At 57.8% G+C, this 17575-nt stretch carries 18 protein-coding genes; 14 read left to right on the top strand and 4 right to left on the bottom strand.

The window, feature by feature from the left end:
- Positions 1-3 precede the first annotated feature (3 nt).
- The 7 genes from ACSQ3H_RS25270 (at position 4) to ACSQ3H_RS25300 (ending at position 7817) form a co-directional block, all read left to right on the top strand.
- Complete coding sequence (locus tag ACSQ3H_RS25270; protein WP_436119860.1) at positions 4-1137, top strand: transporter substrate-binding domain-containing protein; 1134 nt, start codon at positions 4-6, stop codon at positions 1135-1137.
- Positions 1134-1715, top strand: coding sequence for an ANTAR domain-containing response regulator (locus ACSQ3H_RS25275; RefSeq protein WP_436119861.1), 582 nt, complete (start codon positions 1134-1136; stop codon positions 1713-1715). Before ACSQ3H_RS25270 ends, ACSQ3H_RS25275 begins: the two co-directional genes overlap by 4 nt.
- Complete coding sequence (locus tag ACSQ3H_RS25280; protein ID WP_436119862.1) at positions 1715-2563, top strand: ABC transporter permease; 849 nt, start codon at positions 1715-1717, stop codon at positions 2561-2563. Before ACSQ3H_RS25275 ends, ACSQ3H_RS25280 begins: the two co-directional genes overlap by 1 nt.
- A 1-nt stretch (position 2564) precedes the next feature.
- The gene (locus ACSQ3H_RS25285; protein WP_436119863.1) at positions 2565-3485 is read left to right on the top strand and encodes an ABC transporter permease; all 921 of its coding nucleotides are present in this window, start codon (positions 2565-2567) and stop codon (positions 3483-3485) included.
- Positions 3486-3512: 27 nt separating this feature from the next.
- A complete protein-coding gene (locus ACSQ3H_RS25290; protein WP_436119864.1) occupies positions 3513-5132 on the top strand; it encodes an ABC transporter substrate-binding protein in 1620 nt (539 codons plus the stop codon).
- Positions 5133-5199: 67 nt separating this feature from the next.
- Complete coding sequence (locus tag ACSQ3H_RS25295) at positions 5200-6144, top strand: acetamidase/formamidase family protein (protein ID WP_436119865.1); 945 nt, start codon at positions 5200-5202, stop codon at positions 6142-6144.
- A gap of 20 nt (positions 6145-6164) precedes the next feature.
- Complete coding sequence (locus ACSQ3H_RS25300; RefSeq protein ID WP_436120003.1) at positions 6165-7817, top strand: ABC transporter ATP-binding protein; 1653 nt, start codon at positions 6165-6167, stop codon at positions 7815-7817.
- Here the strand turns inward: ACSQ3H_RS25300 and pcaF are convergent, their stop codons facing one another.
- From pcaF to ACSQ3H_RS25315, 3 genes are read right to left on the bottom strand one after another with little or no spacing between them, the layout of a single operon-like run.
- A complete protein-coding gene (gene pcaF / locus ACSQ3H_RS25305) occupies positions 7818-9023 on the bottom strand; it encodes a 3-oxoadipyl-CoA thiolase (protein WP_436119866.1) in 1206 nt (401 codons plus the stop codon).
- On the bottom strand, positions 9023-9796 hold the full coding sequence (locus ACSQ3H_RS25310; RefSeq protein ID WP_436119867.1) for a CoA-transferase subunit beta: 774 nt from the start codon (positions 9794-9796) through the stop codon (positions 9023-9025). The genes pcaF and ACSQ3H_RS25310 overlap by 1 nt, the downstream gene beginning before the upstream one ends.
- Before the next feature lie 11 nt (positions 9797-9807).
- The gene (locus ACSQ3H_RS25315; RefSeq protein ID WP_436119868.1) at positions 9808-10668 is read right to left on the bottom strand and encodes a CoA transferase subunit A; all 861 of its coding nucleotides are present in this window, start codon (positions 10666-10668) and stop codon (positions 9808-9810) included.
- Between the two features lie 122 nt (positions 10669-10790).
- Between ACSQ3H_RS25315 and ACSQ3H_RS25320 the strand changes: the two genes are divergently transcribed.
- Complete coding sequence (locus ACSQ3H_RS25320) at positions 10791-11546, top strand: IclR family transcriptional regulator (RefSeq protein WP_436119869.1); 756 nt, start codon at positions 10791-10793, stop codon at positions 11544-11546.
- Here ACSQ3H_RS25320 and pcaQ read toward each other — a convergent pair.
- A complete protein-coding gene (pcaQ, locus tag ACSQ3H_RS25325; RefSeq protein ID WP_436119870.1) occupies positions 11543-12466 on the bottom strand; it encodes a pca operon transcription factor PcaQ in 924 nt (307 codons plus the stop codon). The two genes, ACSQ3H_RS25320 and pcaQ, sit on opposite strands and share 4 nt — an antisense overlap.
- A 97-nt stretch (positions 12467-12563) precedes the next feature.
- On the opposite strand from pcaQ, the gene pcaD reads away from it, so the two are divergent.
- The 6 genes from pcaD (at position 12564) to ACSQ3H_RS25355 (ending at position 17557) form a co-directional block, all read left to right on the top strand.
- A complete protein-coding gene (gene pcaD / locus ACSQ3H_RS25330; RefSeq protein ID WP_436119871.1) occupies positions 12564-13370 on the top strand; it encodes a 3-oxoadipate enol-lactonase in 807 nt (268 codons plus the stop codon).
- Positions 13367-13774 (top strand): 4-carboxymuconolactone decarboxylase, encoded by a 408-nt coding sequence (gene pcaC, locus ACSQ3H_RS25335; RefSeq protein WP_436119872.1) that lies wholly within the window; start codon positions 13367-13369, stop codon positions 13772-13774. The genes pcaD and pcaC overlap by 4 nt, the downstream gene beginning before the upstream one ends.
- Positions 13775-13787: 13 nt before the next feature.
- Positions 13788-14528: a protocatechuate 3,4-dioxygenase subunit beta gene (gene pcaH, locus ACSQ3H_RS25340; RefSeq protein WP_436119873.1), complete on the top strand. Its 741-nt coding sequence runs from the start codon at positions 13788-13790 to the stop codon at positions 14526-14528.
- Positions 14528-15142: a protocatechuate 3,4-dioxygenase subunit alpha gene (pcaG, locus tag ACSQ3H_RS25345; protein WP_436119874.1), complete on the top strand. Its 615-nt coding sequence runs from the start codon at positions 14528-14530 to the stop codon at positions 15140-15142. The genes pcaH and pcaG overlap by 1 nt, the downstream gene beginning before the upstream one ends.
- 3 nt (positions 15143-15145) lie before the next feature.
- Complete coding sequence (locus ACSQ3H_RS25350; RefSeq protein WP_436119875.1) at positions 15146-16201, top strand: 3-carboxy-cis,cis-muconate cycloisomerase; 1056 nt, start codon at positions 15146-15148, stop codon at positions 16199-16201.
- A gap of 183 nt (positions 16202-16384) precedes the next feature.
- Positions 16385-17557 (top strand): ABC transporter substrate-binding protein, encoded by a 1173-nt coding sequence (locus ACSQ3H_RS25355; RefSeq protein ID WP_436119876.1) that lies wholly within the window; start codon positions 16385-16387, stop codon positions 17555-17557.
- Positions 17558-17575 lie beyond the last annotated feature (18 nt).

Here is a 17575-nt window from a genome sequence, read left to right on the forward strand (position 1 = left end):
TTAATGGACGCGGTGAAAATCGGCATTCTTTATTCGACAACCGGACCCTACGGGGCAATGGGACGCGAATCCCGCGACGGCGCCGAATTTGCCATCGAAGAGTTGAGCGCTGCGCATGGCGATTTGATCCAGCCAATTTTCATCGATCCGCATGGCAATATCCCGGAATATCTCGAAGGCGCACGTTCAATGTTGCGCGATTCCGGTTGCCGCCACATCGTCGGAACGATCACGTCTCTGGCGCGCAAGGAAGTCATTCCGCTTGTGGAAAAGCACGACGGTTTGCTTTGGTATATGTGTCCCTATGAGGGCTTCGAAGCCAATGAGAATGTCATCTATACCGGCGCCTGTCCCAATCAGCACCTGATTCCCTTGTTCGATTATCTCCTGCCACGCTACGGCAAACGGCCGTATCTTGTCGGTGCCAATTATGTCTGGGGCTGGGAGATGAACAGGCTTTCGCGTGAACTCATAAACGAGGCGGGCGGCGAGATTTTGGGCGAGCGCTATTTGCCGTTCGAAGAAACGGCGGTTGAGCGCGTCATCAATGACATCGAGCAGCGCAGACCGAGTTTCGTCCTCAGCAATCTGATCGGTCCGGCGAGCTATGCTTTCCTGAAAGCTTTCAAGCAGCTTGGAGATCGCGACCCGGCCTTCAAACCCGAGAACTGCCCCGTCGTCAGTTGCGATCTGACGGAATGCGAACTCGGCGAAGTCGGTCGCGGCGTTGCTACGGGACAATTGTCGGCAGCTTCGTATTTCGACAGCCTGAACTCGGCCGAGAACCTGGCTTTTAAAGCTCGTCTTACCAAGCATTTCGGAGCGGAACGGCGCATCTCCAATTTCTTCGCCAGCGCGTACTCGGCTGTAAAAATGTGCGGCGAAGCCATTCTGGCCGCGGGAACGGACGAGCCACAAATCGTTCGTCGCAGACTGTCGGGAGCACCCCTGTCAACGGTGCATGGCACTATCCGGATCGACGCCGAAACCAATCATGCAGCGCTGCCATTTCATCTTGGCCGGATCACCGCGGATAACGGTTTCGATATCATCGCCTCGCAGCCTGCAATCGCGGCTGATCCCTATCTGACCGGACGCCGGAAGCGCTCATCGCCAAAATTGCGGATCGTGTCATGAAGGAGACGCCGAATTTCACCGGTTGGCGGGTTACCGTCCTGCATCGATCCGACGCCACGACGGAGCGGCTGACACGTCAATTGAAGCTCTTAGGTTTCCGCGTGACTGTGCAATGGGCCGTTCTCGATGCCGGGGAACTGCCAGACATCGTCCTGGTTGATGCCGATCAGGGCTGGGATGAGCTCTTGCCCTGGAGTGGTGCCGACGCACCCCTGCCAGTTGTCGCGCTCCTCGGTTCGGAAGCGCCTGGCCGCATCGCTTGGGCGATGGAACAAGGCTCCTGCACGATCATATCCAAACCGATCACTGCGTCCGCGATCTATCCTGCGCTAGTCATGGCAGTGAGCATCCACAAGGAACGCGAAGCGGTTCGCAACAGGCTTCAACATCTGGAGGAACGCATTCGCCTCCGCCCATTGGTTCATGCTGCGGTACAGAGAATCATGGCGGCGCGCCAGATCGACGAAGAGCATGCCTACAGCATCCTGCGCAACTGTGCGATGCAGAAAAGACTTCCGATGGAACAGGTCGCGGCCTCGATTGTCGGCGGTGCAGAACCCCTGCCGGAGGCTGGTTGATGCGCGTACTGAAAGCCATATTGCGCCAGCCGGCGGCGCTTTTTGGGCTCATCGTCGTTGTGGCTGTCATGGCGATGGCGATTGCGGCACCGCTCATTGCTCCCTATAGCCCGGACAACCAGATGTTCGACGGGCTGACGCTCGAGGGTGCTCCCATGCCGCCAAGCGGCCAGTTTCTGCTTGGAACAGATACGTTGGGGCGTGATCTGTTTTCGCGGCTGCTTTTCGGTGCGCGAACATCATTGGTCATCGGACTCGTCGCCAACGGAATTGCCGTCGCGATCGGATTGTTCATCGGCATTCTCTCCGGCTATCTGCGCGGCGTCGTCGGCAGCCTGCTGATGCGCTTCACCGATCTGATGATGGCGTTTCCGGCCCTTTTGCTTGCAATCGTACTTGCGGCCTTGCTCCGCCCCAGTCTGTGGATCGTCGCGATGGTTATCGCGCTGGTGAACTGGGTGCAGGTCGCGCGCATCGTCTACACGGAGACGCGAGGCCTCGTCGAACGGGATTTCATCCTCGCGGAGCGTTCGCTCGGCGCCGGACATTTCCGTATTCTGTTCATGCACATTCTCCCGCATCTGATGCCGACAGCAATTGTCTGGGGAACGCTTGGCATCGCCACTACGGTGCTTCTGGAAGCGACCTTGTCATTTCTTGGCATCGGGGTACAGCCACCACAGCCGTCCTGGGGCAATATCATTTTCGAAAGCCAAAGCTATTTTCAGGCGGCGCCATGGCTCGTGTTTTTTCCTGGCGCGATCATCCTGTTGACGGCGCTGTCGTTCAATCTCGTCGGTGATGCGTTGCGGGACATTCTCGATCCGACGCAGCGGGGGCGCGGCTGATATGGCACTCCTTATCCTGCGTCGCCTCGTGCAGACCGCTTTGATCCTTCTTGGCGTAGCGGCCATCACCTTCCTGCTTCTTTACGCCCTGCCGGCTGACCCGGCACGCATGATTGCCGGGCGCAGTGCGACCGCGCAGACGGTTGCCAATATCCGCCGCGAACTCGGTCTTGATCAACCGCTCCTGGTTCAGTTCTGGGCGTATCTGCAGGGTATCGTGCATGGGGATCTTGGCCGTTCCTACGCACAGAAGACAGATGTCGGCGCTCTAATCGCAGCCCGTATTCCAGCCACACTTGTTTTGATGGCGGCGGGAATTCTGGTCGAAGTCGTGCTCGGTTTGACGTTCGGTATTATTGCGGCGCTTCGCCGTGGCGGGGCCATCGACAGGGTCGTCATGATGGCGTCCTTTGTCGGTGTTTCCGCTCCGCAATTCGTCGTTGCCTTGCTGCTTCTTTATGTTTTCGCGGTCACGCTTGGCTGGTTCCCGATGAGCGGTTTCGGCACGCCAGCCCATGTGGTTTTGCCAGCCGCAACGCTCGGTATCCTTGGCGCGGGCTGGTACGCCCGCATGGTGCGCTCGGCCATGATCGACGTTCTCAATCAGGACTATGTCAGGACTGCCCGCGCAAAGGGACTGTCGTCCGCGCGCATCATCCTCCGGCACGCCTTGCCCAATGCCCTACTGCCCATCATTGCCATGATCGGGATCGATATCGGCCAGTTCATGGGCGGCGTTGTCGTCGTAGAGGCGGTTTATGGCTGGCCCGGCATCGGTCAGCTCGCCTGGCAGGCGATCCAGCAGGTCGACATTCCGATCATCATGGGCGTGACGCTCGTTTCGGCTCTCGCCATCGTTCTCGGCAACCTCGTGGCAGACATCATTGCACCGCTTATCGATCCGCGCATTCGTGCGCGCTGACTTTCAACAACCAAAAAGGGGAACAGAATGTTCAAACGCTGGCTTAGAAACACAACAATAGCGACGGTATTGGCATTCGCGCCATTGCCGGCGTGGGCGCAGGACACGCCACAGCAGGGCGGGGATATCATCGTTACCTACAAGGACGATATCGCAACGCTGGATCCTGCAATCGGTTATGACTGGGTTAACTGGTCAATGATCAAGAGCCTGTATTCGCGGCTGATGGACTATACGCCGGGGACCGCCAATCTTATCCCGTCGCTGGCCGAGACGTTCGGAGTTTCCGATGACGGCCTCACATACACATTCAAGCTTCACAAGGGCGTAAAATTTACCAACGGCCGCGAAGTCGTGGCCTCCGACGTGAAGTATTCGATCGAGCGGGCCGTCAATCCAAAGACCCAAGGGCCAGGCGCTGGCTTCTTTGGTTCGATCAAGGGATATGAGGACGTATCCGGCGGCAAGACAACGACGCTGGAAGGGATCGAGACCCCGGATGTCTCCACGGTCATCTTCCACCTTTCGCGTCCTGACGCGACTTTCCTTCACGTCCTCGCGATTAATTTCGCTTCTGTTGTCCCGCACGAAGCAGTCGAGGCCGCTGGTGGGGATTTCGGCAAAAAGCCTGTGGGCTCCGGTACCTTTGTTCTAAAGGATTGGACAATCGGTCAGCATCTCGTCTTCGAACGCAATCCGGACTATTTCGTCAAGGACATGCCGCATATCGACAAGTTCACGGTTGAGGTCGGTCAGGAGCCGCTCGTGGCGCTGCTCCGGCTGCAAAAGGGTGAAGTTGATATCGCCGGCGACGGGATACCTCCGGCGAAATTTCTCGAGATCAAGAATTCGCCAGACGGCCCCAATATGATTGTCGATGGCCAGCAACTCCAAACCGGTTACATCACGCTGAACACAAAGGTTAAGCCGTTCGACAATGTGAAGGTTCGCCAGGCGCTTAACATGGCAATCAACAAGGATCGTATTACGCGTATCCTCAATGGCCGTGCGACGGCTGCCAACCAGCCACTGCCGCCGTTGATGCCCGGTTATGACAAGAGCTTTACCGGCTATGCATACGATGTCGAAAAGGCCAAGGCGCTCTTGGCTGAGGCGGGCTTCTCGAGCGGCTTCGAAACCGTGCTCTATTCTACGAACACCGATCCACAGCCGCGTATAGCGCAGGCAATTCAGCAGGATCTGGCGGCGGTCGGCGTCAAGGCGGAAGTTCGCGCGTTGGCGCAAGCAAACGTTATTGCAGCAGGCGGGACCGAGGGTGAAGCACCGATGATCTGGTCCGGCGGTATGGCCTGGATCGCAGACTTTCCGGATCCGTCGAACTTCTATGGACCGATCCTCGGCTGCTCCGGCGCTGTAGCCGGCGGCTGGAACTGGTCATGGTATTGCAATCAGGATATCGACAAGCGCGCCGTTGCGGCGGACTCGATGTCCGATCCGTCCAAGGTGGTCGAGCGTTCAGCCACGTGGGGCAAGATATTCACGGACATCATGGCCGATGCCCCGTGGATTCCGCTCATCAATGAGCGCCGCGTCGTTGCCAAGTCGCTGCGTATGGGCGGTGCCGACAATATCTACATCGATCCAACCCGCGTCATCAATTACGACGCCATCTACGTGAAGCAATAATCGCTTTCGTGTGATCCCCGGGATGCAAAGTCCCGGGGAATGACATTCAATTTTCTGGAGAGCTGCCATGTGCGTTGCCTGCACCCACACCATCCATCGTGCGAGACATCATTTCGGCTGGAACCGCGACTTCGAACCGGCACTTGTCGCCAAGGCTGGCGAGACCATTCACTTCGAGTGTCTGGATTCCTCAGGCGGACAACTCGCCAAGGGCGCGACACTGGAAACCCTTTCCAATCTCGACTTTGGCAAGATCAATCCGGTGACCGGTCCGGTCTATGTGGAGGGGGCGCAGCCCGGCGACGCGCTGAAAGTCACGCTGCGGCGGTTCGTACCATCGGGCGGCGGCTGGACGGCCAATATCCCTGGATTCGGCCTGCTTGCAGATCAGTTCAAAGAGCCGGCTTTGCATATGTGGACCTATGATCCGGTCGCCATGACGCCTTCGCTTTATGGCCCGGGCGGACGCGTTCCCCTGAAGCCCTTTGCTGGTACGATCGGCGTTGCTCCCGCAGAACCGGGGTTGCACTCGGTCGTGCCGCCGCGTCGCGTCGGTGGCAATATGGATATCCGCGATCTGACAGCTGGCGTGACGCTTTATCTTCCCGTGGAAGTGGAAGGCGCCCTGTTCTCCATCGGCGATACGCATGCGGCACAAGGCGATGGCGAGGTCTGCGGCACGGCCATCGAAAGCCAGATGGAGGTCGAAGCCACCATTGAACTCGTTAAGGATGCCCGTCTGAAAAGTCCAAGGTTTACGACTACAGAGCCGGTCACCCGCCATCTTGATGGCGCGGGCTACGAGGTGACTACAGGTGTTGGGCCTGATCTCATGACAGGCGCCCGCGAAAGCCTGATGCGTATGATCGATCTGCTCGGGGCTGAACACGGCATGAGCCCGATCGACGCCTATCTGCTCTGCTCGGTCTGCGGCGATCTGCGGATCAGCGAAATCGTTGACGCGCCCAACTGGGTTGTTTCGTTCTACTTCCCGAGGATCGTGTTCGCGTGAAACTTGTTACACCAGCATCCATGCCAGTCCTGTCAGTACGTGATCTGTGTGTTGATGCCCGCACGCCGGAAGGCAGGCGGCGTGTTCTCGAAGACGTCAGTTTTGATCTCAATCTCGGCGAGACACTATGCATCGCCGGGGAGTCGGGATCGGGCAAATCCGTGACGTCACTGTCAATCATGCAACTACTGCCGAAGGCATCGCTGCAGATTGCATCAGGCAGCATCAAACTCGGCGATCGCGAGCTGACCAAGCTTTCCAATCATGCGATGCGGCGAGTTCGCGGCGGCGATATCGCCATGGTTTTTCAGGAACCAATGACGTCGCTCAATCCGGTCTTGTCGATCGGAACGCAGCTCACCGAAGCAATCCGCGAGCATCAGGCAACCGGTAATGCTGAAGCGATAGCGCGGCAGATGCTCGACGCGGTCCACATCACGGAGCCCGGCCGCCGCCTGACGCAATATCCGCACGAACTCTCTGGTGGCATGCGCCAACGGGTCATGATCGCCATGGCTCTTTCATGCAGACCGAAGGTGCTGATTGCCGACGAGCCGACGACGGCGCTCGATGTCACCGTACAGGCGCAGATCCTCAAACTGATGCGCGAATTGAAACGGGAATTCGGCGCGTCCATTATCCTGATTACCCATGACATGGGCGTGGTCGCCGAGATGGCTGATCGCGTAGCGATCATGCAGAACGGGCGCGTCGTTGAACAAGGAAGCGCCCTGACCGTATTCGAGCGGCCAAAGGAACTTTATACGAGGCAATTGCTTGCCGCCGTCCCTCGCCTCGGTGCTCATGCCGGAACGGAAGGCCCGCCGCGCGTCGGTCCTCAAACGACCACTGTGGACGTGACCGACCGGTCACCCATTCTTTTCGTCCGTGACCTGAACGTCACCTATGGCAGCCCAGCTCGTTGGCTGTTCAAGGGGAAACCTCCGGTTTCTGCTGTTGCAGATGTATCATTCGAACTTCGGCCCGGCGAAACGCTCGGGCTTGTCGGTGAAAGCGGCTCAGGCAAATCGACGACCGGCAAGGCCGTGCTCGGCCTTATCCCGTTTACCGGTGATGTGGTGGTCGACGGTCACAACATTGCCGGGCTGAGCGCCCGCCAGATGCAGCCTATCCGCCGTTCGGCGCAGATGATCTTTCAGGACCCCTATGCATCGCTCGATCCACGCATGGCGGTCGGCGCTGCGATTGCGGAACCGCTGATCATTCACGGTCTCGCCAACAAGGGTGAACGCGACGACCGGGTAGCCGAACTGCTGCGACGCGTTGGTCTGCAGCCTGACGCCGCCAGCCGTTATCCGCACGAATTTTCCGGCGGTCAGCGCCAACGTATTTGCATAGCGCGGGCTCTCGCCTTGGAGCCGAAACTGATCGTTGCGGACGAGAGCGTGGCCGCGCTCGATGTTTCGGTGCGGGCTCGCGTTCTCGATCTGATGCTCGAATTGCAGGAAACGATGGGCCTTGCCTATCTTTTCATCTCGCACGACATGGCCGTGATCGAGCGTATGTCGCACAATGTCGCCGTCATGCGAGGGGGCCGCATCGTCGAGATGGGCACGCGGCGTCAAGTGTTCGAAAGTCCCAAGGACGAGTATACGCGCGCGCTGATGGCCGCGGTTCCTATTCCGGATCCGCGAGCCCGCCAGATCGTCTGATCAGACCCTTTCCAAGGCGACGGCAATCCCCTGCCCGACACCGATGCACATGGTGGCAAGCGCACGTTTTGCACCGCGCAGATTGAGCTCAAGCGCGGCGGTGCCTGTGATGCGGGCACCGCTCATGCCGAGCGGATGACCCAGCGCGATGGCGCCGCCATTGGGATTGACGAAATCGGCATCGTCGGCAATACCAAGCGCGCGCAACGTCGCCAAACCCTGCGAGGCGAAAGCCTCGTTGAGTTCGACAACGTCGAAATCTTTCGGCGTAACACCAAGCCGCGCGCAGAGTTTTGTCGTAGCGGCGATAGGACCGATGCCCATGACGCGTGGCGGGACCCCGGCCGTTGCGCCGCCGACAATACGGGCAATCGGCGTCAGGCCATATTTCTTTGCGGCCGCTTCGGAAGCGACAATCAAGGCCGCCGCGCCGTCGTTGATGCCCGATGCATTCCCGGCCGTAACCGACCCGCCTTTGCGGAATGGCGTCGGCAGTTTGGCCAGCTGCTCGATCGTGGTCTGTGGACGCGGATGTTCGTCCCGATCAACAATGATTGCATCGCCCTTGCGCTGCGGGATCGTGACCGGCGTGATTTCCCGCGCCAGACGACCATTTTCCATTGCCGCTCCAGCCTTTCGTTGTGACCGTACGGCAAATGCGTCCTGATCGGCACGCGAAACATGGCAGTCTTCGGCGACGTTCTCGCCAGTCTCGGGCATTGAATCGACGCCATATTGCTGCAGCATCAGTGGGTTGATGAAACGCCAGCCAATCGTCGTGTCATGGATTTCCGCGTGACGGGAAAATGCGCTGTCAGCCTTAGGCATGACAAAGGGCGCGCGGGACATGGACTCGACACCGCCGGCGATCGCAAGTTCGATTTCTCCGGCTTTGATTGCGCGGGCGGCAGTGATGACGGCATCCATGCCAGAGCCGCATAACCGGTTCATGGTTGTTCCGGGAACGCTGACAGGGAGTCCGGCGAGGAGCAGCGCCATCCGCGCGACGTTGCGGTTGTCTTCGCCTGCCTGATTGGCACAACCATAGATCACTTCGTCGATTGCTTCCCAGTCGACGCTTTTGTTGCGTTCGATCAGCGCCTTTAGCGGAATTGCACCGAGATCGTCAGCCCGGACAGAGGCAAGCGCGCCGCCAAAGCGGCCGATGGGCGTGCGGATATAATCGCAAATGTAAACTTCAGACATCAGGCTGCCTCGTGCGCTTTTTTGGTGCGCGCATTGATGTCGCGCAGCACGGAGATTTCGGTTGTCGTCGGGACCGGCGTTTCGGCTACTTTTTCGGCGAAGCGTACCGGCCAGCCGCAATTCTCTTCGATTGTTGCACGGTTCACGCCCGGATGGATTGAAACGACGGTCAATTCCTTGGTCAAAGGGTCGGGCTCGAATATGCACAGGTCAGTGATAACGCGTGTCGGACCTTTGGTTTTCATCCCAAGCCGCGCCCGATGATCGCCGCCCTCGCCATGCCCCATCGATGTAATGAAGTCGAGATGATCGACAAAGCCGCGCTTGTTGAGCGCCATCGTTATATAGATCTGGCCGCAATTGCTGGCGATTTCAGGTGCGCCGCCACCGCCCGGAAGGCGAACTTTTGGCTTGTCGTAATCACCGACGACGGTCGTATTCAGATTGGCGAAGCGATCGATTTGCGCGCCGCCGAGAAAGCCGGTGGTAATGCGTCCGCCCTGCAGCCAGTAGCGGAACATCTCCGGCACGGATACCGTGCACAGGGCGGTATCGCACAATTCGCCATCGCCGATCGAAAGCGGCAGAACGTCGGGCTTGGTTCCGATAGTACCGCTTTCGTAGATCAGCGTGATATCCGGTGCATGGGTGAGCCGCGCGACATTGCAGGCCGCCGATGGCGCACCGATGCCGACGAAACACACGTCATCATTGGTCAATGCGCGGGCCGCTGCAATCGTCATCATCTCTGTTGGTGTAAATTCAGTCGACATGACGATGCTCCCTATGCCGCCTTGGCCGTACGCTTGCCTACATGACGGGCGAAATCTTCAGGCTTTCCGCCAATAACATTTTCCTTGATCCATGCCGTAAAACTGTCGCGGTCGCGGGCAATCTTGTCCCAGGCGATGTAGAATGCATTGGAGCGCGGATAATAACCGTGCGCATAGGATGGGAACGCGCCACCCGGCACATGGACGACAGAGCTGACCGCCCATGTCGGCAGGACCACTGCATTGGGCGATGGTGGGTCCAGCTCGTCTACGATTTCTTCAACCGTCACGATGGAGCGTTTCGCCGCCAGCACAGCCTCTTTCTGGACGCCGGAGATGCCCTCGATCAGCACGTTGCCTTTGCGATCGGCGCGCTGGGCATGAATGATCGAGACATCCGGGCGAATCGACGGCACAGCAGCCAATACTTCTCCGGTAAACGGGCAGGTTATTGATTTGATGTTCGGATTTACCTTGGCCAGGTCCGCACCGATATAGCCGCGCAGCATGGCGAAGGGCAGATTTGCGGCGCCAGCCTCATAGGCGTTTGCCATGGCAGCATGGGAATGCTCCTCGATTTCGAGCGGCCGCGGCCACTGGTTCTCGACCGCATCGCGAAAGCGATGCAGCGAGCCAACGCCAGGATTACCACCCCAGGAGAATTTCATGCCACGCGCTGCGCCAACGCCGATCAGCTGGTCGTAGATCAGGTCTGGTGTCATGCGAATGAGGAAAAGCTCCTTGCGGTCCTGTCGGATGATCTCGTGGCCGGCCGCATAGGGGATCAGATGAGTGAACCCTTCCATCGCAATTGAATCGCCGTCCCTGACATTTTCTTCGATCGCTTCGGAAAGCGTGCAAATCCGCGCCACGGTTTCTCTCCCTGTTTTGTATGTCGCCTTGCGTAATCCTTTGCGGTCTGGTCGGTCAATCCATTTGTGCGGTATGTGATTTTTGTTCGTATATCGCACAAAACGTGCTATTGTGCTCAACCATGCGGGAAACGGATTTCATAAGTGGCTTTGCCAAAGGTTTATCAGTGGTCGAAGCTTTCGATGCTGCAAACCCACGCCTGTCGATTACGGATATTTCCAGGATTACCGGCTTGGAGCGTGCCACTGCTCGTCGCTGTCTGCTGACCTTGGCACAGCTTGGCTATGCCGATTACGACGGAAAATTCTTCTCGCTGTCACCACGTATATTGCGGCTCGGCCATTCCTATCTCACATCGACACCACTGCCCCGCCTGATGCAACCTTTTCTTGATCAACTGTCGGAAAAGACCGGCGAAAGCGCATCGGCTTCTGTGCTCGATGGTAACGAGATCGTCTATATCGCTCGGGCATCGCACAAGCGGGTAATGTCGATCAACCTCAATCCAGGAAGCCGGCTGCCCGCCTATTGCTCGTCCATGGGGCGGGTTCTGCTTGCCGCAATGAGTGAAGACGAGGCGAGGAAGGTTCTCGAGAATAGCAACCGTAGAGCGAATACGCCGAATACAAAAACCACGTTCGCCGATTTGATGGCTGAGCTGCAACTGGTACGCGAGCAGGGATATGCAGTCATCGATCAGGAGTTGGAGATTGGTCTCTGCTCGATCGCCATTCCGGTGCGCAACATGCGGGGTACTACAATTGCCGCGCTCAATGTCGGCGCACAGGCTGCGCGAGTGACTGTCGACGAAATGGTCGCCAGCTATCTGCCGGTGATGCAATCGACTCGCGATACGCTTGCGGGCCTGTTGGTTTAGTTTCGGGATGCGCCAGTTGCCGCTTCGCGGATCGTTTGCATCAGAATCATGAGGGGTAGAGACGGCGTTATGTCAGCGCGCATTGTGAGGCCCACCGGTCCCTTGGTTTCGCTCGTGTCTATAGGCAGGAGTGCCAGAGTGCCGGCCTCGATATCGTTGGCGACGACGCCCGATGAGATAATCCATATGGCATTTTTCGCACGAACGAAGGCGCGGCCGAACGCGTCTGAGACTGTCTCGATCTGTGTAGGCAAGGTCGCAACGCCATTAGCGATGAGGAAGCGGTCGACGAAGGGCCGTATGATCGATGCACGCGTTGGCATGAGTATGGGGAACTCGGCAAGACGCGAAAAGATATCCTCTTGTGAATTCAAGAGGGGATGTCCGGCGCTGACAGCGAAAACCACCTGCTCGGAGTAGAGATGTTCGAAGGAAAAGCCCGTCATCTTCTCCGGTGCTGCAAGGCGGCCAACAACGAGATCGAGATCGCCGAGGCGAAGCTGTTCCAGCAGGACCGCGTTTTCGCCGGTAACAATCTTGATGCGGCTTTGCGTTTTCTCTTGCAGAAACAGGCTGATGGCATGCGGCATCACGCGTGCAGATACGGTAGGCAAAGCGCCGATGCGGATGGGAATGCCCTCCCCCGACCGTTCATTGGAAACAGAATCGATGCCTTGGCGCAATGCCGTGATTGCGGCGCCGGCATGGCGCAGGAACACCTCGCCATAACGCGTGATTCTGATACCGCGGCCGTCGCGTTCGAATACGGCAACACCAAGCTCGCTTTCCAGTTCACGGATTGTTTTGGTGACAGCCGGTTGACTGATATGAAGGATTGCTGCTGCCTTCATCACGCTTTTCTGACGGGCGACTTCCAGAAAAGTTTGAAGGTGGCGAAATTTGATACGACTGTCGATCATGGTATTTCATAACCCATGAGTTAAGAGAATGCGATAGAATATCATTTTACCTAACCAAATGGGTAATCCATGATGGTTTATTGAATGGGAGGCTTCTGTGCAATTCGTTTCTGTCAATGGCGTAGCGCTGCACTATCAATTGATCGGCGCACCGGAAGGCAAGCCTGTGCTGGTCTTTGCCAATTCGCTCGGTACCGATTTTCGTATCTGGCGCGATGTGATCCTTCGGCTTGTCGGCGATTTCGCTATCGTAACCTATGACATGCGAGGACACGGCCTTTCAGATATCGGGACACCGCCCTATTCCATCAACGATCACACAGGCGACCTCGCCGGGCTCCTCGATTATCTCGAGGTGAAGAATGCAGTCATCTGTGGTCTGTCGGTTGGCGGGCTGGTGGCGCAAGGCCTTTATGCGACACGGCCGGACCTGGTGCGTGCGCTGATCCTTTGCGATACCGCCCATAAGATCGGCTCGGCAGAGATGTGGGGTGCTCGGATCGCTGCGCTTGAGCAAGGCGGGATCGAGTCCATTGCTGACGGCGTACTCGAAAAATGGTTCACACCGCCCTTCCACAAGCAGCGTCGCGACGAACTTGCCGGATATCGCAACATGCTAACCCGGCAGGCGGTAGCTGGATATACCGGTACGTGTGCGGCGCTGCGCGATGCCGATTTTACAACCGAAGCATCGCGGATTGCGGTTCCCACCATTTGCATCGTGGGGGATCAGGACGGGTCGACGCCACCGGAAGTTGTGCTTGCGCTGGCGAAGCTCATTCCGCGCTCGCGCTACGAGGTGATCAAGGATGCGGGACATATCCCCTGCGTCGAACAGCCGGAAGCGCTGACTGCGGTGATACGTGCATTCATCGACGAGTTCCAACTTGGAGAGAAATCATGACGGCTGTGGCTGTTCCCTCCCGCCGCTATGCCGAGGGCATGGCAACGCGCCGGATCGTTCTGGGTGATGCGCATGTCGATCGCGCACAGTCGAACAAGACAGACTTTGACGAGCCTTTTCAAGAGCTTATTACTGAAGCGGCTTGGGGTCATGTCTGGTCGCGGCCAGGCTGGACGAAGCGGCAGCGCTCAATTGTAACCATCGCATTGCTGGCCGCCTTGGGGCAGGACGAGGAACTGGTCATGCACATCAAAGCGACGGCAAACACCGGCGCGACCCAGGATGATATTTGCGAGGCGCTGCTGCACGTTGCAATCTATGCGGGTGTTCCGGCGGCCAACCATGCGATTAAACTGGCGAAGCAGGTCTATAAAGACCTCGCTGCGGCCGAAAAGACAGCCTGACGGGAGGCAGACAATGTCCAACAGGAAGCCGGAAACCGGCGCATTCTTTCAGCGGGACAGGCAATGGCATCCGCCTGCCTATACGCCCGATTACAAGACGAGCGTCGTGCGTTCGCCGCAACGGGCATTGATTTCATTCGATAATACGTTGTCGGAGATCACCGGGCCGGTGTTCGGCCATTCGATGCTGGGCGAGCTCGACGCCGATCTCATTTACAATTATGCGAAGCCGGGCGAAAGCGCCATTGGGCAACGGATCATTGTTCACGGCAGGGTTGTAGACGAGCGCGGCAAGGGTGTTGCCGGTGCGCTCCTCGAATTCTGGCAGGCCAATGCCGGCGGGCGCTATCGGCACAAGCGTGAAGGGTATCTTGCGGCGCTCGATCCCAACTTTGGCGGGTGCGGCCGGACGATCACCGACGAGGACGGTTACTATCGTTTTCGCACGGTCAAGCCGGGAGCATATCCTTGGCCCAATGGCGTGAATGACTGGCGCCCGGCGCATATCCACTTCTCGGTGTTCGGCCATGGTTTCGCGCAGAGGTTGATAACGCAGATGTATTTCGAGGGCGATCCGATGATCTGGAATTGCCCGATCGTCAAATCCATTCCAGACAAGGCAGCGATCGAACAGCTGATCGCGGCGCTCGATATGAACAACACCATTCCGATGGATGCACGCGCCTACAAGTTCGACATCGTCTTGCGCGGCCGCCGCTCGACCCTGTTCGAGAATCGCATGGAGGGCAACTGATGGTTCAACAATTGGGGTACCTCAAGGAAACACCATCGCAGACGGCAGGACCTTATGTCCATATCGGCTGCACGCCGAATTTCTGCGATATTACAGGTGTTTACGAGAATGATCTTGGCATTTCGATGGTCAATGACAAGACGCTGGGCGAGCGAATAACCATCCGTGGACGGGTTTTCGACGGCACCGGAACGCCGCTGCGCGATGCTTTGCTTGAGATCTGGCAGGCTGACAGCAAGGGGCTTTACAACAGTCCTTCGGAGTTGCGCGGCACCGCCGATCCGAATTTCACCGGGTGGGGACGCTGCCCGACGGATATGGAAACGGCCGAATATCACTTCGAGACCGTCAAGCCGGGTCAGGTTCCGTTCAAGGACGGACGTTTGATGGCGCCGCATGTCACGGTCTGGATCGTGGCGCGCGGTATCAACATAGGGTTGCACACGCGGATCTATTTCGACGATGAGAAAGCGGCGAATGACCAGGACCCGGTACTGCAACGCATCGAGCACAAAAATCGTATCCCGACGCTGATCGCGAAGCGCGACGGATCGAGCTATGTCTTTGATATCTATCTGCAAGGCGACAAGGAAACCATCTTCTTCGATGTGTAAGCGATGAGTATTTCTCCTTTCGATCATCCGTTTCTGTCCGGCTTGATCGGCGATGAAGAGGCCGCGCAATGGTTCTCGACGGAGAGCGATATTGCGGCGATGCTTCAATTCGAAATCGCTTTGGCCAAGGCGCAAGTTACTGAAAATATTATAGAAAGCGCGGCCGCGGAGGTGATCGAAAAGGCGTGCGGGGCTTTCTCACCCGATATAGCCGCGCTCAAATCGGCGGTTGCGTCGGATGGTGTTGTCGTTCCGGAACTTATCCGGCAATTGCGTGAAATTATTCCTGAACAACATCGCGCGTCCCTGCATCTGGGAGCGACCAGCCAGGACGTGATCGATACGAGCCTGATGATCCGGTTGAAGCCGGTAGTGGCACGCCTCGACACCGGATTGTCCGATATCATCGCAAAGCTGGATCAGCTTGAAAAGTCATTTGGCAACAATGACTTGATGGGGCGTACCCGCATGCAGGCGGCCATCCCGATCACAGTCAACGACCGTATCGAATCCTGGCGCTCGCCTCTCCTCCGTCACCGCAAGCGCCTTGATACGCTGGAGCTTCAATTACCGGTCATCCAGTTCGGCGGCGCTGCAGGAACGCTGGAGAAGCTCGGGGATAAAGGACCAGCCGTGCGCAAGCAAATGGCCGCGCTTCTTGGCCTTCACGACATGCCGCAATGGCACAGCCAGCGCGACATCATCGTTGAATTTGCTGACTTTTTATCGCTGATTTCCGGTTCGCTTGGCAAAATAGGCCAGGACGTCGCGCTTCTGGCGCAAGGAGGAGAAGAGATCAAATTGAGCGGTGGCGGCAAGTCATCCGCGATGCCGCACAAGCAAAATCCGGTCCTCGCTGAACTTCTGGTTGCGCTTGCTCGTTACAACGCCACGCAAGTATCCGGCATGCATCACGCCTTGATCCACGAGCAGGAACGTTCGGGCGCAGCATGGACGTTGGAGTGGATGATATTGCCATCCATGGTTGCAACGACGACGACCGCGCTGCGCTCGGCGAGCAGCCTGCTTGGTTCGATTGAGAGGTTTGGCAGCGCATAACTTCAACCACGCGCAACTAAAATGCAATTGCGAGTGGAAAAACTTGCGCCAGAATCGACATTTCTTGCATGAGAATCGCCTTGTCTTGAGTAAGAATCGCATCTTTTCGTTTCATTCTTGTTTTGGAAAGCGCAGGTCGTGTGCAATGTTCTGAAAAAGCCATTTTCGATTGAGGGAGGAACTATGAAAAAGCTGATTCTGGCCGTCGCCGCATCAATTCTGATGAGCGCAAGCGCCTATGCCGAAGTCATCAAGATCGGTGTCGTCGGACCCTTCTCGGGACCGTTCGCAATACAGGGCAAAAACTTCAAGGCGGGCATCGACGCCTACATTGCAACCCACGGTGACAAGGTCGGCGAAAACACGATTGAAATCCTCTACCGGGATGTGCCGCAGGCCGACCCGGCGCAGTCGAAAGCTCTGGCGCAGGAACTGGTGGTCAAGGAAGGCGTGCAATATCTTGCCGGCTTTTATTTCACCCCGGATGCCATGGCGGTGACACCGCTGCTCAAGCAGGCGAATGTGCCGATGGTCATCATGAACGCGGCGACGTCGGCCATCGTCACCAAGAGCCCGCTGGTTGTCCGTACTTCATTCACGACATGGCAGACCTCCGCGCCGATGGCGAAGATCGCGCGCGAACGCGGTGTCGAAAAAGCCATCACCGTGGTCAGCGATTATGGCCCGGGCGTCGATGCGGAGAACGCGTTCAAGACGACGTTCGAGAAAGAGGGCGGCAAGGTTGTCGAATCCATCCGCATGCCGCTGTCGACCAATGATTTCAGCCCTGTCATGCAGCGGGTGCGCAATTCCGGGGCGCAGGCGGTTTTTGCCTTCCTGCCGTCGGGTCCAACCACTCTCGGTTTCGTCAAGGCCTATAACGAGAACGGCCTGAAGCAGGCGGGCATACAGTTCCTAGCGCCGGGTGACCTGACGCAGGAATCCGATCTGCCGGCGATTGGCGATGCCGGCCTCGGTATCCTGACGACGTTCCATTATTCGCTGGCGCACAATTCGCCCGAGAACAAGGCATTTGTCGCCGCCGCCCAGAAGGCGATCGGCAACCCGGCCGAACTCTCCTTCCCTTCGGTCGGCGCCTATGATGGCATGTATGTCATCAGCAAGATGATCGAAGCGACCGGCGGCAAGCAGGATGCACAGAAGGCGGTCGATGCGGTGAAAGGTCTTGCCTGGGAAAGCCCGCGCGGGCCGGTCTCGATCGATCCGGAAACGCGCCACATCACCCAGAACATCTATCTGCGAGAAGTATCGAAGGGTGCTGATGGCGTTTATTTCAACAAGGAGATCAAGACGTTTGAGAAGCAGCCGGATCCGGGATTGGCGGCTGCAAAGTAGCCCGGTGCAAAAGCCGCT

This window comes from Phyllobacterium sp. LjRoot231 (assembly GCF_964253365.1).
In the GTDB taxonomy this organism is placed as follows: Bacteria; Pseudomonadota; Alphaproteobacteria; order Rhizobiales; family Rhizobiaceae; genus Phyllobacterium.